At 65.4% G+C, this 14,267-nt stretch carries 16 protein-coding genes; 8 read left to right on the plus strand and 8 right to left on the minus strand.

The annotated features are described in order from the left end of the window. Positions 1-80 precede the first annotated feature (80 nt). From AC1MLZ_RS17960 to AC1MLZ_RS17975, 4 genes are read left to right on the plus strand one after another with little or no spacing between them, the layout of a single operon-like run. Positions 81-2,666, plus strand: a complete 2,586-nt coding sequence (locus tag AC1MLZ_RS17960) for a glycoside hydrolase family 3 protein (protein WP_480959671.1) — start codon at positions 81-83, stop codon at positions 2,664-2,666. After that, positions 2,663-4,096: a glycoside hydrolase family 125 protein gene (locus tag AC1MLZ_RS17965; protein WP_480959672.1), complete on the plus strand. Its 1,434-nt coding sequence runs from the start codon at positions 2,663-2,665 to the stop codon at positions 4,094-4,096. The genes AC1MLZ_RS17960 and AC1MLZ_RS17965 overlap by 4 nt, the downstream gene beginning before the upstream one ends. Further along, the gene (locus AC1MLZ_RS17970) at positions 4,093-6,405 is read left to right on the plus strand and encodes a GH92 family glycosyl hydrolase (protein ID WP_480959673.1); all 2,313 of its coding nucleotides are present in this window, start codon (positions 4,093-4,095) and stop codon (positions 6,403-6,405) included. The genes AC1MLZ_RS17965 and AC1MLZ_RS17970 overlap by 4 nt, the downstream gene beginning before the upstream one ends. Continuing rightward, positions 6,402-8,384, plus strand: a complete 1,983-nt coding sequence (locus AC1MLZ_RS17975; protein ID WP_480959674.1) for an alpha-L-fucosidase — start codon at positions 6,402-6,404, stop codon at positions 8,382-8,384. The genes AC1MLZ_RS17970 and AC1MLZ_RS17975 overlap by 4 nt, the downstream gene beginning before the upstream one ends. A gap of 146 nt (positions 8,385-8,530) precedes the next feature. On the opposite strand, the gene AC1MLZ_RS17980 is transcribed toward AC1MLZ_RS17975, so the two are convergent. Continuing rightward, positions 8,531-8,878 carry a hypothetical protein gene (locus tag AC1MLZ_RS17980; RefSeq protein ID WP_480959675.1) on the minus strand — a complete coding sequence of 116 codons (348 nt, stop codon included), beginning with the start codon at positions 8,876-8,878 and terminating at the stop codon, positions 8,531-8,533. A 39-nt stretch (positions 8,879-8,917) separates the two neighbouring features. Between AC1MLZ_RS17980 and AC1MLZ_RS17985 the strand changes: the two genes are divergently transcribed. Further along, positions 8,918-9,106 (plus strand): hypothetical protein, encoded by a 189-nt coding sequence (locus tag AC1MLZ_RS17985; protein WP_480959676.1) that lies wholly within the window; start codon positions 8,918-8,920, stop codon positions 9,104-9,106. A gap of 91 nt (positions 9,107-9,197) precedes the next feature. Here the strand turns inward: AC1MLZ_RS17985 and AC1MLZ_RS17990 are convergent, their stop codons facing one another. From AC1MLZ_RS17990 to AC1MLZ_RS18005, 4 genes are all read right to left on the minus strand, one after another. Next, entirely contained in the window at positions 9,198-9,515 is a 318-nt protein-coding gene (locus AC1MLZ_RS17990; protein WP_480959677.1) for a hypothetical protein, read from the minus strand. A 305-nt stretch (positions 9,516-9,820) separates the two neighbouring features. Continuing rightward, entirely contained in the window at positions 9,821-10,015 is a 195-nt protein-coding gene (locus tag AC1MLZ_RS17995) for a hypothetical protein (RefSeq protein WP_480959678.1), read from the minus strand. Positions 10,016-10,053: 38 nt separating this feature from the next. Next, a complete protein-coding gene (locus AC1MLZ_RS18000; RefSeq protein WP_480959679.1) occupies positions 10,054-10,233 on the minus strand; it encodes a hypothetical protein in 180 nt (59 codons plus the stop codon). A 254-nt stretch (positions 10,234-10,487) separates the two neighbouring features. Further along, the gene (locus AC1MLZ_RS18005; protein WP_480959680.1) at positions 10,488-10,898 is read right to left on the minus strand and encodes a DUF3597 family protein; all 411 of its coding nucleotides are present in this window, start codon (positions 10,896-10,898) and stop codon (positions 10,488-10,490) included. 150 nt (positions 10,899-11,048) lie between these two features. Here AC1MLZ_RS18005 and AC1MLZ_RS18010 point away from each other — a divergent pair, with 150 nt between their 5' ends. Next, entirely contained in the window at positions 11,049-11,639 is a 591-nt protein-coding gene (locus tag AC1MLZ_RS18010; RefSeq protein ID WP_480959681.1) for a DUF4142 domain-containing protein, read from the plus strand. A gap of 147 nt (positions 11,640-11,786) precedes the next feature. Next, complete coding sequence (locus AC1MLZ_RS18015; RefSeq protein ID WP_480959682.1) at positions 11,787-12,101, plus strand: hypothetical protein; 315 nt, start codon at positions 11,787-11,789, stop codon at positions 12,099-12,101. Between the two features lie 178 nt (positions 12,102-12,279). Here the strand turns inward: AC1MLZ_RS18015 and AC1MLZ_RS18020 are convergent, their stop codons facing one another. Further along, positions 12,280-12,429, minus strand: coding sequence for a hypothetical protein (locus tag AC1MLZ_RS18020; protein WP_480959683.1), 150 nt, complete (start codon positions 12,427-12,429; stop codon positions 12,280-12,282). Here AC1MLZ_RS18020 and AC1MLZ_RS18025 point away from each other — a divergent pair. Beyond that, the gene (locus tag AC1MLZ_RS18025) at positions 12,428-12,613 is read left to right on the plus strand and encodes a hypothetical protein (protein ID WP_480959684.1); all 186 of its coding nucleotides are present in this window, start codon (positions 12,428-12,430) and stop codon (positions 12,611-12,613) included. The genes AC1MLZ_RS18020 and AC1MLZ_RS18025 overlap by 2 nt on opposite strands. A gap of 4 nt (positions 12,614-12,617) precedes the next feature. Here the strand turns inward: AC1MLZ_RS18025 and AC1MLZ_RS18030 are convergent, their stop codons facing one another. Further along, a complete protein-coding gene (locus AC1MLZ_RS18030; RefSeq protein WP_480959685.1) occupies positions 12,618-12,962 on the minus strand; it encodes a hypothetical protein in 345 nt (114 codons plus the stop codon). 224 nt (positions 12,963-13,186) lie between these two features. Next, a complete protein-coding gene (locus tag AC1MLZ_RS18035) occupies positions 13,187-14,260 on the minus strand; it encodes a LacI family DNA-binding transcriptional regulator (RefSeq protein ID WP_480959686.1) in 1,074 nt (357 codons plus the stop codon). Positions 14,261-14,267 lie beyond the last annotated feature (7 nt).

Raw genomic sequence — 14,267 nt, forward strand, 5'->3', positions numbered from 1 at the left:
TGCCGTCATCCCAGCGAACGCTGGGATCCAGAGTTACGGACACCGCCGCTCGTGGCTCTGGCTCCTGGGTCGAGCCCAGGATGACGGATGGGGGGAGGGGGCGCCTCTCGACCAGGTTTGCCCGGCTCGCCTTCGTGCCCGGCCTGTTGCTCGCGTCGTCGGCGCTCGCGCAGACGGTCGATCCGGCGGTCCGCAGCATGACGCTCGACGAGAAGGCGGCGCAGTTGCAGAGCGTTGCGTCGGCAATCCCGCGGCTGAATTTGCCCGCCTATGATTACTGGAACGAAGGGCTGCACGGGCTCGCGCGCAACGGCGTGGCGACGGTGTTCCCGCAGGCGATAGGCCTCGCCGCAACATGGGACGAAGCGCTGCTCAGGCGCGTCGGCGACGTCGTGTCGACCGAGGCGCGGGCGAAGTCGAACGCGCTGCCGGCGGGCGACCGGACGCGCTATCAGGGCCTGACGATCTGGTCGCCGAACATCAATATCTTCCGCGATCCGCGCTGGGGGCGTGGGCAGGAGACGTATGGCGAGGACCCGTATCTGACGGGGCGGCTTGGCGTCGCGTTCATCAACGGGTTGCAGGGCCCGGACCTCGCGCATCCGAAGGTGATCGCCACGCCGAAGCATCTGGCCGCGCATAGCGGGCCCGAGGCGGGGCGCGACGGGTTCGACGTCGATATCTCGCCGCATGACCGCGAGGCGACGTTCCTCCCGGCGTTCCGGCTGGCGCTGACCGAGGGCAAGGCGCTGTCGACGATGTGCGCGTATAATTCGATCCACGGCGTCCCCGTGTGCGCGTCGGAGCCGTTGCTGACCGAGACGGTGCGGAAACAATGGGGCTTCAAGGGGCTGATCGTGTCCGACTGCGATGCGGTCGGCAACATCGCGAACTATCATTATTACCGGCCGGATGCCGCGAGCGGGTCGGCGGCGGCGATTTCCGCAGGCATGGATTTCAACTGCGGGAAGACCTACGCGGCGCTTGGCGATGCGGTGCGCCGCGGACTGGTGCCCGAGGCGACGCTCGACACGAGCCTGACGCGGACCTTCGCGGTACGGCGGATGCTCGGCGGCGCGTTCGGCGCGAAGAGCCCTTGGGACACGATCAAGCCGACCGAGTTCGACACGCCCGCACACCGTGCGCTGGCGCTGGAGGCGGCGCGGAAAGCGATGGTGCTCGTCCAGAACAACGGCGTGCTGCCGCTGAAACCGTCGGCGAAGATCGCGGTGATCGGGCCGAATGCGGACAGCGTCGACGTGCTGGAGGCGAATTATCACGGCACCGCCGCCGCGCCGGTGACACCGTTGGCGGCGCTGCGGACGGCGTTTGGCGGCGTTCGCTATGCGCAAGGATCGAGCATCGCCGAGGGCGTGCCCGTGCCGGTGCCCGACACCGCGCTGTCCTTGCGCGGAGAGTATTTCCGGGGGAGCGACTTCACAGGCACGCCGGTCGTGCGCGCCGACCGCCTGATCGACTTCGACTGGGATCGCACCGCGCCCGCACCGGGGATCGATCCGGCGTCGTTCTCGGTACGCTGGACGGGGACGATCACCGCGCCGGCCGCGGGCGAGTACGTATTCCGGCTCGACGTGCCGCGCTGTTTCGACTGCAAGGGGCATGATCCGGCGCGGTTGTGGATCGACGGCAAGCCCGTCGCCGACGACGATGGCAGCGGCAAGAATGTCGAAGCGTCGGTGACGCTGACCGCGGGCGCTCACGCGATCCGCGTCGAACTCGCGCATAGCGGCGAGGATCAGGGGCTGCGGCTGACCTGGACCGCGCCCGCCGATGCGCAGGTCGCGGAGGCGGTTGCGGCTACGAAGGATGCCGACGCGATCGTTGCGTTCGTCGGGCTGTCGCCCGCGGTCGAGGGCGAGGCGTTGCAGATCGAGGTGGCCGGGTTCTCTGGCGGCGATCGGACCGATATCGGGCTGCCTGCCGCGCAGGTGCGGTTGCTCGAAGCGGCCAAGGCGACCGGCAAGCCGCTGGTCGTCGTGCTGATGACCGGCAGCGCAGTCGCGATGACCTGGGCGAAGGCACATGCCGACGCGATCCTGGTCGGCTGGTATCCGGGGCAGGCTGGCGGGCAGGCGATCGCCGATACGCTGACGGGCAGGAGCAATCCGGGCGGGCGACTGCCGGTGACCTTCTATGCGAAGACGCGCGATCTGCCCGCGTTCATCGACTACAACATGCGTGAGCGGACCTATCGCTACTTCACCGGCACGCCGCTCTGGGGCTTCGGCCACGGTCTGAGCTATACGCAGTTCGCCTATGCTGCACCCAAACTCGTGCGCAGCAGAATCGCGGCGGGCGAGAGCGTCACGGTCGAGATTCCGGTGCGCAATGCCGGAAAGGTCGCGGGCGACGAGGTGGTGCAGGTGTATCTGGTGCCGCCCGAGCCAGCGGTGAAGCCGCGCTTCAACGACCCCGTGCTGCAACGCCAGCTCGTCGGTTTCAGGCGCGAGACAGTGAAGCCGGGTCAGACCGCCCGAGTGGCGTTCACGATCGATCCGCGCGGCATGAGCAGCGTCGATGCGGCGGGCAATCGACGTGTCGTGCCGGGAGAATATCGGCTGCACATCGGCGGCGGCCAGCCCGGCGACGGGCCGGGTGTCGATACCGTCTTCACCGTGACGGGAAGCAAGGATTTGCCGAAATGATCGATCGTCGGATGCTCATTGCGGGCGCCGCGGCGCTCGGCCTCGCCGGACCGCTGCGGGCAGCCGCACCCTCGTTCGTCAGCAAGCGCCCGAAGCTTGGCGATCGTCGCTACACCAGCCGCGCGGTCGAGGCGGAGATCGCGCGCGTGTCTGCCAGGATCGCCGATCCCGAACTCGCCTGGATGTTCGCGAATTGCTATCCCAACACACTCGACACGACGGTGTTCATGGGCGCGGTCGACGGCAAGCCCGATGCGTTCGTGATCACCGGCGACATCGACTGCATGTGGCTGCGCGACAGTTCGGCGCAGGTCCATCCGTACCTCCCGCTGGCCAAGCGCGATCCGGCGTTGCGGACGCTGTTCCGCGGGCTGATCGCGCGGCAGGCGCGGTGCATCCTGATCGATCCCTACGCCAACGCGTTCATGCACGACCCCTCGGCGAAGACCAATCTGAGCTGGTCGCTGACCGACGACACGGTGATGAAACCGGGCGTCGGCGAGCGCAAATGGGAGGTGGATTCGCTCTGCTACCCGATGTGGATCGCGCACGCCTATTGGCAGGCGACCGGCGACACCGCGCCGTTCGATGCGCTGTGGGCCGACGGCGCGCGCGCGTCGATCCGGACGTTCCGCGAACAGCAGCGCAAGGACGGGCCGGGGCCGTATCGCTTCCGCCGGTCGTCGCCGATCGTCGGCGAGAGCATGGCGCTCGACGGCTATGGGCCGCCGTCGCGACCGGTCGGGCTGATCCATTGCGGGTTCCGGCCTTCGGACGATGCGTGCGTTCTCCCGTTCCTGATCCCGTCGAACATCTTCGCGGTCCGTGCGCTGCGCCAGTTGGCGGAACTCGCGACGCGCGCCCGGCCCGACGCTGCGCTGGCGGCGGATGCGACCGCGCTGGCCGACGAGGTCGAGGCGGCGTTGCGGCTGCACGGCCTGACCAAAAGCGCGAACGGCCAGCCGGTATGGGCGTATGAGGTCGATGGCTATGGCAATGCGATTTTCATGGACGACGCCAATGTGCCGAGCCTGTCGGGGCTCGCCTATCTCGGTGCAGTGAAGACCAACGATCCGCTCTGGCGGCGCACCGCCGCGCGCGCCTGGAGCAAGGACAACGCGTATTTCTTCACCGGCAAGGCGGCGGAGGGTATCGGGAGTCCGCATACCGGCCTGCGCGAGATCTGGCCGATGTCGATCGTGATGCACGCGCTGAACGCGCTCGAGACTGGCGACGACGCGACCGTCGCGCGGTCGCTGGCCGCGCTGAAAGCGACGCATGGCGGCACCGGGTTCATGCATGAATCCTTCAATCAGGACGACGGCGCGAAGTTCACGCGCTCGTGGTTCGCCTGGGCCAACGGGCTGTTCGGCGAACTGATCGTCGACATCGCCGCCAAACGCCCCGCACTTCTCGGAGTCCGCGCATGACCATCTCCCGCCGTATGCTCCTCGCCGGGAGCGGTGCGCTCGCACTGACCGCGCGCGCCACCTTCGCCGCCACGCCGCGCACGACTACGGCACCCGATCTGTTCGTCGGCACCGGTGGTCACGGCCACACCTATCCGGGTGCGACTTTGCCGTTCGGGATGGTGCAGCTCAGCCCCGATACCGATGTCGAGCGCTGGGATGCGTGTTCGGGGTATCACCGCACCGACACGTCGATCATGGGGTTCAGCCATACGCATCTGTCGGGCACCGGGATCGGCGACATGCTCGACGTGCTGGTGGTGCCGACGCGTGGCAAGGTCCAGCTGACTCCGGGCACGCTAGCCGATCCCGATGCGGGGTATCGCCAGCGCTTCTCGGCCGAGCATGCCGAGCCCGGCTACTACCGCGTGATGCTGGAATCGGGTGTCCGTGCGGAACTGACCGCGACCGAGCGGACCGGCATCCAGCGCCACGTCTTCCCGTCGGGCGCGGGGCATATCCTGATCGACCTGTCGCATCTGATCCTCGACAAATGGGATCACGGCGTGCTGATCGACGATGCCTCACTAAACGTCGACGCAACCGGCATGCTGACCGGCAGTCGGCGCGTGTTCCGCTGGGCGAAGGGGCGGCGGATTCACTTCGCGATGCAGCTGTCGCGCAAGCCCGACCGGATCGTCTTCTACGGCGATGGCGACGCCCCGCAGGCGGCGGGCGCGAAAGGCGTCGCGGGCAAGCGCGTCAAGGCGGTGCTGCATTACGACGATGCCGGCGCCGCGCCGATCGTGATCCGCACCGGGATCTCCGCGGTCGACGTAGCCGGCGCGCGCGCGAACCTGGCCGCCGAGGCGCGGCATTGGGACTTCGACCGCTACCGCGCCGATGCCGCCAAGCGCTGGGCGCCCGCGCTTGCCGCCGTCAGCGTCGAGGGCGGCACGACCGCCCAGCGCACGATCATGGCCAGCGCGCTGTACCATGCGCAACTCGCGCCGACGTTGTTCTCGGATGTCGACGGACGCTATGTCGGGCTCGACCGGCAGGTGCACACGATCACCGGCAAGGACCGCGCATATAGTTCCTATTCGATGTGGGACACGTATCGCGCGCTCCATCCGCTGCTCACGCTGATCGAGCCCGAGCGGACCGCGGAGCTGGTCGGCGACTTGATCCGGCAGACGCAGCAGAGCCCGTACGGCCCGCCAGTCTGGCCGCTTCAAGGCGTCGAGACGGGCTGCATGATCGGCTGGCATTCGGTGTCGGTGATGGCCGAGGCGCGCGCGAAGGGCGTGCCCGCGAACTATGCCGCGGCGTGGCCGAACGTGAAGCGCCGCTCTTTCGATTTCGCGATGCCCAACCTCGACAATAGCCTCGGGATCAAGCCGTACGACACGCTGGGCTATGTGCCCGCCGATACGGTGTTCGAGTCGGTCTCGCGCACGCTCGAATATGCGTATGACGATTACGCGTCTGCGCATCTGGCTGACGCTGCGGGCGCGACTGCCGATGCGGCGCGGTTGCGCAAGCGGAGTGGCAACTGGCGCAACGTGTTCGACCCGTCGATCGGGTTCGCGCGGCCGAAGCTCGAGAACGGCACATGGACCACGCCGTACGATCCGATCGCGCTCGGCCATTCGTCGAAGTGGCGCGATTATACCGAGAGCAACGGCTGGCAGGCGACGTTCCTCAACCAGCACGATATCTACGGCCTGATCGCGGCGATGGGCGGCGATGCGAAGTTCGAGCAGAAGCTCGACGGGCTGTTCAACGCACCGTCTATCCTGCCGAAGGACGCACCGCCCGACATCACCGGGCTGGTCGGTCAATACGCACACGGCAACGAGCCGAGCCACCACGTCGCGTATATGTACGCCTATTGCGGCGCGGCGTGGAAGACGCAGGCGATGGTCCGGCGGCTGCTGACCGAGATGTACAAGGACGATCCCGACGGCATCATCGGCAACGACGATTGTGGGCAGATGAGCGCGTGGTTCGTGCTGAGCGCGCTCGGGCTGTACCCGGTCGATCCGGTGAGCGCGAACTACGTGCTCGGCTCGCCGCTGTTCGATCGTGCCGAGATGCGCGTTGGTGCGGGCAAGACGCTGGTCGTCGAGGCGCGCGGCAATGCGGCCGACCGGCCCTATGTCCAGTCGGTGACGTGGAACGGCCGGCTCTGGACGAAGAGCTGGATCGCGCATGCCGATATCGTTGGCGGCGGGCGGCTCGTGTTCGAGATGAGCGACAAGCCCAACCGTGATTTTGGCCGCGCGCCTGCCGATCGGCCGCCTGCAACCACCGGAGTTTCGCGATGACGTTAGACCTCAATCGCCGCGCGTTGATCGCCGCTACGCTCGCCACCGCTGCCGCTGGCCGGGCGGGTGCGGCTGCACCGGTCGGCGCGCCGGCCCCATGGGGTGCGACGCCCAGCGTGCGGCAACTCGCGTGGCACAAGCGCGAGCGCTACGGCTTCGTCCACTTCACGCTGAACACCTGGACCGACAAGGAATGGGGATACGGCGACGAGGACCCCAAGCTGTTCGACCCGACCGCGTTCGACCCCGACCAGATCGTCGCCGCGGCCAAGAGCGCGGGGCTGAACGGGCTCGTCCTCACCGCCAAGCATCATGACGGCTTCTGCCTCTGGCCGACCAAGCTCACCGAGCATTGCATCCGCAACAGCCCCTACAAGAACGGCAAGGGCGATATCGTCCGCGAACTGGGCGACGCGTGCCGTCGCGCCGGGATCGCCTACGGCCTGTACCTGTCACCGTGGGACCGCAACCGCGCCGACTACGGAAAACCCTCGTACGTCGAGTATTTCCGCGCGCAGCTGACCGATCTCTGCACCAATTACGGCGAGCTGTTCGAAGTGTGGTTCGACGGCGCGAACGGCGGCGACGGCTATTATGGCGGCGCGCGCGAGGCGCGGAAGATCGATGCGCCGCGCTATTACGACTGGCCGTCGATCATCGCGCTGGTCCACAAATTGCAGCCCATGGCGTGCACCTTCGATCCGCTCGGCGCGGATATCCGCTGGGTCGGCAACGAGGACGGGCGGGCGGGCGATCCATGCTGGCCGACGATGCCGAACCATCCCTATGTGCAGGCCGAGGGCAATTCGGGCGTCCGCGGTGCGCCACTCTGGTGGCCGGCGGAGACGAATACGTCGATCCGGCCCGGCTGGTTCTATCATGCCGACGAGGATCTGCAGGTAAAGTCGCCGCAGCGGTTGATGCAGTTCCACGACGAGTCGGTCGGGCGCGGCACCAACATGATGCTCAACCTGCCGCCCGATCGCCGCGGGCTGATCGCCGAGCCCGATCTCGCGTCGCTGAAGTCGTTCGGCGATGCGTTGCGTGGCAGCTTCGCGACCGATCTGGCAAAGGGCGCGGTGGCGAGCGCCTCGGCAGTACGCGGCGCGCGGTTTGCGCCGGCCAATGTGCTCGACGGCAATCCCGACACCTATTGGAGCACGCCCGATGCGGTGAAGACGCCGTCGCTGGTGCTCGACCTGCCGCCGGGGCGCCGTTTCGACCTGATCCGGATCCGCGAGGCGCTGGCGCTCGGCGTGCGCGTGACGAAGTTCGCGATCGACGTGGCCGATGCGAAGGGCGCCTGGCGCGAGGTCGCGGTGCACGAGTGCATCGGTGCGCAACGCATCATCCGCCTGCCCGAGCCGGTGACGGCGCGCCGCGTGCGGTTGCGGATCGTCGAGGCGCCGGCATGCCCGGCGATCACCGAACTGTCGCTGTTCCTCAGCGTCGCGCCGGTCGCGGTCGCGGCATCGCAGGCGACGGGCAACAAGATCATCTCGAAGACCGGGTGGACGATCGCCGGTGCGACGCAAGGCGGTCCGGTGTCGCTCGATCCAGGCAAGGCGGTGTCGCTGGCCGGTGCGATGAAGCCACCTTTGGCGGGCGCCGAGGCGGTGCTCGACGACGACCTCGCCACCGTCTGGACCACGCCCGCGCCGACTTCGACCAGCCCGGTCATGCTGATGATCGACATGGGCAAGGCTGACCAAGTCGCCGGGTTCAGCCTCACGCCGACCCGCCAGGCCTTGCCCGATGCGGGTCCGCCGGGCCGCTACCGCGTCGAGACGAGCGAGGACGGCAAGACCTGGACGCCGGCGGGCGAGGGCGAGTTCGGCAACATCGCCTACGCGCGCGCCACGCAGCGCATCACCTTCGCGAAGGCGCGATCGGCGCGGTATCTGATGCTCGGCTTCACCACCGTCGCGACCGCCCAGCCCAAGATGGCGATCGCCGGCATCGGCGCGTTCCGGCCCTGAACTTTTGGAGAACCGTCTCGATCTTCTATCGATGCTCCCCGATGAAGAACGAGACGGTACTCCATTCGCACGCGGCGCCGAAGTGCAGGACTGACGGCCATGGATGCATACCCGCTCGGCGGGATGCTCGCCTGGGGTGGTAAACCTTACGGGACAGACAGCGGACCAGGCAGCTGCCGGGGGAACCACGTCAGGAGGGCATCGGACAGTGCCGCAGCAACAACCGAAGGATCGCCGGTTCGCGTCCCGCTAGCGCGTACCGTGGTCGCCTGCCCCGTCCAGACGACGCGGCTATCGCGGCGCAGCGACACGGTCACCTCGAGACGGGTCACGATCAGTCCGCGCAATTGATCCTTTCCAGAAGGCAGAGTCAGCGACAGGCCTCCAAGGCCCGCCGCCATGGCTGGCCGATCCGACCGATCGTTGCCGGACCGGACGATGCCGCGCCGCGTCTGTGATACCTCAACCGTGGCGACGTATAGGCTGTGGCTCACGTCGGGCAGGGGTAGGAAGGGTGTTCGAAGGAGGGCCCGTTGAACGGCATCCGTGAACGTCTTTGCGACCGCCGTGGACGTGGTCGTATTATCGCTGACAACGATCGCTATCGTGCCTGGTTTTACAACAGGCGTAGCAACGGGCGATTGCGCCAGGGCTGCAGCGGCGGCGAGAAGAAGAATGTACATCCGACGGCCCCAACGATTGACAGCAGCAAAGAGCGCTGACGGCGTCGTGCAAACCCCGCCCTCCGCCGCAAAATATGCCTGCTCGCGATCAGACGACGATCGCCAATCAGGTCTCACATATTGAGAGCGTTTACTCTAGCTTTTCGGCGTGTCGGTCAGCCCATTCCTTGCCCTCATCTCCGCCCCAGAGAAGCCAGGCCACGTAGCCAGCAGACGGATCAGTGTCCGATCCCCAATCATGCGCTTTCCCCTCCTTGTCGACCGCGTGACGCGCAAAGTAGCTATGCATCGACTTCACGTCTTCGGGGGTCGCATCCTCCTGCGCTGCGAGTTGCTCGGCACGACGAACCCCGACGTCAGTACCGCCGCGTCCGAAATCCTCGCGTAACTTCAATCCCTTCTTCGCGTTCGCAGCCATCTTTGCGGTCGGTTTGAACGTATCGGACATCATGCTCTCCTTCTGATATGTTCAAAACGCCGTGATTTTGGAACATATCCACGAAAATGAGGCTTTGCTGCCCCGCATTCCCGCGACGCGACTACCACCAATGTCGTGCGCTCCGGTCGATCCATCCTCCCGCAAAACAATTCCGGGCCTGGATACAATCTGACCTCATGGGAGAGGCCGCTTCCGCGAAACGCATTCCGAATTGCCGTCCTCGAAGACTTGAAGGCAAACGGAGAAATGGGACTGTTCGCCAGCCCCATCTCTTGAAACCTTTTGGAGATCTCACTCCGCTAGTCCGTCGCTAGTCAGTCAGTTTCGCTCGTGCCACTACCGTCGTCGGTCGACTTCCATTTGCCTTCTGCGACCTCGTCGTCGGCATTGTCGGCATCGATCGCCTTCTCGTAGGCAGCACTTTCATCAGCAATGCCTGCATCGAGACTCTCGCCGGCGGTTTTCTTGAAATCTTCCGACCCCGGATCGGACGGTTTGTGGTCGCTCATGGCCTACTCCTCGCGGTGGTTGAGTTTTGATACGCTAATTATTCGGCGCCCTCATCGGTATCCATGTCATCGCGGCCTGCCTTCGCGAGATCCTCAACCTTATGGTCGGCACCGGTCTCACCGGTCTGGTCGCCGGTCGTCGTTCCAGTAGGGTTTTGCTTCTTGACGTCCTCGGCGGGGCTTGCGCCTTCGTCGGCGTTCGGTTCGCTGTCGCTCATGATCCGCTCCTTTGCTGGAACATTAACAACGCGCGTCGAGGGCGGGCGGGGTCCAAATCATCGTCCTATCCCACATCAACTTGGCGGGCCCGAACGGTCGTTTCAGTTGGTTACTGGTTTATCTCGATGATCAGCGAAGTCGCGCCCGTGTCAGTAAGCAAGCCAGCATCTGGCTACCACGCGGTGCTCCATTCGCCGACGGTCTAAGGCGGGAGGGAACCGCGTAGGGTGCGGTCCCCTCCGGGTCGGTCGCGTTAGTTGCGCAGGCTGTCTGGAACGATCCCGCCGTTATCGGCGAGCTTCTGCATCACGGCCTTGTGAAGAGCGATGTTCTGCTCGGCCGAGCCGTCAGCCGACGCGTGGACATTCAGCTCGTTGGCGAGCTCCTTGCGGGCGGTCAGGCTGGAATCCAGGTCGAGCAGCTTGAGGAGATCGACGATCGAGCTCTGGTAGTTGCCCCCGCCATCTTTCATCGACGCCATCTCGCTGAGGACCGCACCGACATCGACAGCCTGCTGGGGCGCCGTTGGCACGGGCTGGGTGGCAGCGGCCGGCGCGGCCGGTGTTGCTGGCTGGGGTGCCGCGGCAGGCGCTGCAGCGGGCGCAGCGGTCGGCGCAGCCTTGTGGTGAAAAACCTTGTTCATGATCGTGCTGAAGATGCTCATTGCCGTGTCCCGATAAGGCCGGCAGCTGTGCCGGCAGATGGCTAGAACGAACGCGCCTTGCGATCGGTCCGGAGCTTATTGCTCGTGCGGAACGGTCCCCTCAAGGCACGCGTTGAGCGGGCGGCAATATGTGAGCAGATGGAGACGATGATGAATCTCAAGACCATGACACTTGTATCGGTAACGGCCCTGTCATTGGCCGCATGCAACAAGAAGGCCGAGGATACCACGGCCGTCGATAACGGCACCTATGCCAACACGACAGCCATGGACGTCAACGCAGCTGGTTCCAACGATGCCATGGCAACACCCGCCTCGGGTGGGCAGGCGTTCGTAAACATGGCCGCTGCAAGCGACGCGTTCGAGATCGAGACCTCGAAGCTCGCTGTAACCAACGGCGCGTCTGCGGCAGTGAAGAAGTTCGCTGGCCAGATGATCACGGCCCATGAAGGTTCGACTGCGAAGCTGAAGGCTCTGACGGCGACGCTGTCGCCAGCCTTGACGCCCAACCCGGCGCTCAACGCCGAGCAGCAGCAGAAGCTCGCGGACCTGAAGACCAAGCAGGGCTCTGACTTTGACACCGCGTACGCCGCTGCCCAGGTCGCGGGGCATCAGCAGACGCTCGATACGTTGCAGGGATATGCAGCAACCGGCGACGTGCCCCAGCTCAAGACGTTCGCGTCGGGCTTGGCGCCGACGGTCGCAGCGCATCTCAACATGGCAAAATCGCTCAAGTCCTAAGTCCGGCCTTAGGCGATAATGTCCTGATCCGAGAGGCTCACCGTCATGTGAACCTCTCGGATTTGCATGTCCGGTGTCCAGATAGCGATACTGCGCAATGCTTCATGCCGGGCCTCGACGTGACTGATCGCCCGCTCGGCATGGCTGTTGTCCGAGCGTAACGGCAGCAGATTGTTTTACCACCGCATGGCCCCGCTACCGTCAAAGGCTGATACTTCTCCGCGCCATTTCCAGGAACGCCATATCGCCGATTGGCGTGCGGGGCTCGGCTTTGAAGATGTCTGCCAGATCGAGCAGATCATTGTCGGCAAGGCGTGTGATAGATGTCTCGATCTCGGCAAGGCGTTCGACCGCGCGATCACCGCGACCGGTAAGCCGCTTCATTTTTGTTTTGAGCATGCACGCCCTTATCATGCGCATCGTAATGCGGGCAGAGGCCATCTGCTGCCCGATTTCAATTAAAGCGTCAACCTACGGGACCACGAGGTAATCTCCGACTTAAGCGATCGATGGGATATCGATAAGCGAATCTGGCATGGGTCAATGTTGCAACTGGAAGACGGAAAGCAGTCATTCCTTTCACTGGCATATGTTGACGTTGCGCTCGATTATACCAGCCGCCGGCACGGCTAGTGCAGTTCTACTGGTATCCGCCGTTTTCTTCGCGTTCCTTGGTAGCATCTTCCTGCACGTCGTCCATTTCCTTGGCTTGCTCGGTAGCGTCCTTGTCTTCGTGCTTAGGGTCGTTAGCGCTCTCTGTGCGTTTGAGCGCTACGAAGGAGACTGACATGGCGAACAGAGAAAAGATCACGGATGGTGCCAACGAGCGCGCCATCGACGAGCCGATTGCCGGTACCGCACCAGGCATCCCCGATGACGCGCTTTTGCCTGGCGAGGAACTGCCGGAGGAGCCGAGCGATGAGGAAGTCGCGCGGATCGCGGCGAAGCTCGGGGCGCCTGACTCAAGCCAGTAACTGCCTAGGCCTGCGACAGGCCTGGCGTTTCGGGATCAATCTGGGTGGCTTCGTCAGCAGGTTCGAAGCGTAGGGTCCACTGGGGGTAGCCTCCCGGTGCGATCTCGATATCGGGCAGCCCGACCGGGTCGGAGCCGGTTTCTACCCATCCAGCGCCGTGGCAACGATCGCAGGCAGTGCGCTTGCAGCGGAAGCTGACGAGATCAATCTCGGTATTCCACTGGCCCCGGCCTTTGCAGACGGGGCACATCGCATCCAAGCTTCCCTTGCGGGGTTGAAGCGGAACGATGTCGAAGGCGTGGGGGCTGTCCGGACCGTCGCAATAGACGATGTTGCTGGCGTGAGGCATGCTCCCTACTCGCGGAGCAGCCGTCTCGATGCAATACGGCCCGATGCGTTTGGCTCCGAACCGCCAGTAACTCAGCGTCCATGGATCAGGCCATCACCCGGACGGCAGGGATCAGGTGGAATGCGACCAGCCCGCTTTTGGGCGAACCACGGCCTAAGCGACGTTCGCCCATACTGCGGGGGCGGGGGGGCAGAAGGCTGATAGCCGTGGATGTCGACGATCAATTAAGCGGTGGTAGTTCCATTTCGGCCAAGAAGCGGTGCGGTGGACTCGCGTATCGTCATCGACGCGGACACCGTTACCGGGGTCGTGATCGTGGGGCCGTCGGCGTGGTCGGCGATGATGAGCTTGACGGCCTGCGCGGTGACTTCGGCGATCGGCTGGACGATCGCGGTCAACGGCGGATGCGCCAGGCGGATGATCGGGGTGTCGTCGAAGCTGATCAGCGAGAGATCGGTCGGAACCGTCAAACCCCGTTCCCGCGCCAGTTCCAGCGTCGCCAGCGTCATCTGGTCGTTGCTCGCGATAATCGCGGTCGGCGGCTCGGACAGCGCCAGCAGCGCCTGCGCTGCGGCGCGGCCGGAAGCGTGGCTGAAGTCGCCTTGCGCCATCAATCCATCGGTCGAGAGGCCCGCCGCGAGCATTGCCGCACGCCAGCCGTCGACGCGCCATCCGCTCAGTTCATACTCGTCGGGGCCGGCGATGAAGCCGATCCGGCGATGCCCCAGTTCGACGAGATGCTCGGTCGCGATCCCGGCGGCGCGCGTGTCGTCCATGATCAGCCGGATGCCGGGCCCGTCGCTCAGCGAACCGATCCGCGCAAAGCTGATGCCCTGCGCCTCAAGCAGGTTGATGATCAGCGGATTGCCCGAATGCGGCGGCGTCAGGATCACGCCGTCGGGCTGCAACGCGGCGATCGCGGCCAGCAGTTCGCGCTCGATATGGTCGCTATGCGTATCGACCAGCTCGACGATCAGACGATAGCCGTGCTCGGCGCAGGTCAGCATGCCGCCGAGCATCATCTGGTCGAACCAGTCGGTACCCTGCCGCGCGCGCCAGTCGGCGATCGTCCGCTCGCGATCGTTGAGCGCGAGGATCAGGTACGAGCGCGACCCACCCATCCGTTGCGCGGCGATCGACGGGACGTAACCGAGCTTGTCGATCGACGCCTGGACACGGCGCATCATCTCGGGCCGGACGCCCGAGTCCTTGTTCACAACGCGGCTGACGGTCTGCAGCGACACGCCCGCATCCGCTGCGACGTGCTTGATCGTTACCGCCTGACGTCGCCTTGCCATGCGTCCG

This window comes from Sphingomonas sp. PEI4 (assembly GCF_056679955.1).

Coding starts and splice junctions, on each gene's coding strand:
- AC1MLZ_RS17960 (WP_480959671.1), top strand. CDS start 81: ATGACGGATGGGGGGAGGGGGCGCCTCTCGACCAGGTTTGCCCGGCTC.
- AC1MLZ_RS17965 (WP_480959672.1), top strand. CDS start 2,663: ATGATCGATCGTCGGATGCTCATTGCGGGCGCCGCGGCGCTCGGCCTC.
- AC1MLZ_RS17970 (WP_480959673.1), top strand. CDS start 4,093: ATGACCATCTCCCGCCGTATGCTCCTCGCCGGGAGCGGTGCGCTCGCA.
- AC1MLZ_RS17975 (WP_480959674.1), top strand. CDS start 6,402: ATGACGTTAGACCTCAATCGCCGCGCGTTGATCGCCGCTACGCTCGCC.
- AC1MLZ_RS17990 (WP_480959677.1), bottom strand. CDS start 9,515: ATGTCCGATACGTTCAAACCGACCGCAAAGATGGCTGCGAACGCGAAG.
- AC1MLZ_RS17995 (WP_480959678.1), bottom strand. CDS start 10,015: ATGAGCGACCACAAACCGTCCGATCCGGGGTCGGAAGATTTCAAGAAA.
- AC1MLZ_RS18000 (WP_480959679.1), bottom strand. CDS start 10,233: ATGAGCGACAGCGAACCGAACGCCGACGAAGGCGCAAGCCCCGCCGAG.
- AC1MLZ_RS18005 (WP_480959680.1), bottom strand. CDS start 10,898: ATGAGCATCTTCAGCACGATCATGAACAAGGTTTTTCACCACAAGGCT.
- AC1MLZ_RS18010 (WP_480959681.1), top strand. CDS start 11,049: ATGAATCTCAAGACCATGACACTTGTATCGGTAACGGCCCTGTCATTG.
- AC1MLZ_RS18025 (WP_480959684.1), top strand. CDS start 12,428: ATGGCGAACAGAGAAAAGATCACGGATGGTGCCAACGAGCGCGCCATC.
- AC1MLZ_RS18020 (WP_480959683.1), bottom strand. CDS start 12,429: ATGTCAGTCTCCTTCGTAGCGCTCAAACGCACAGAGAGCGCTAACGAC.
- AC1MLZ_RS18030 (WP_480959685.1), bottom strand. CDS start 12,962: ATGCCTCACGCCAGCAACATCGTCTATTGCGACGGTCCGGACAGCCCC.
- AC1MLZ_RS18035 (WP_480959686.1), bottom strand. CDS start 14,260: ATGGCAAGGCGACGTCAGGCGGTAACGATCAAGCACGTCGCAGCGGAT.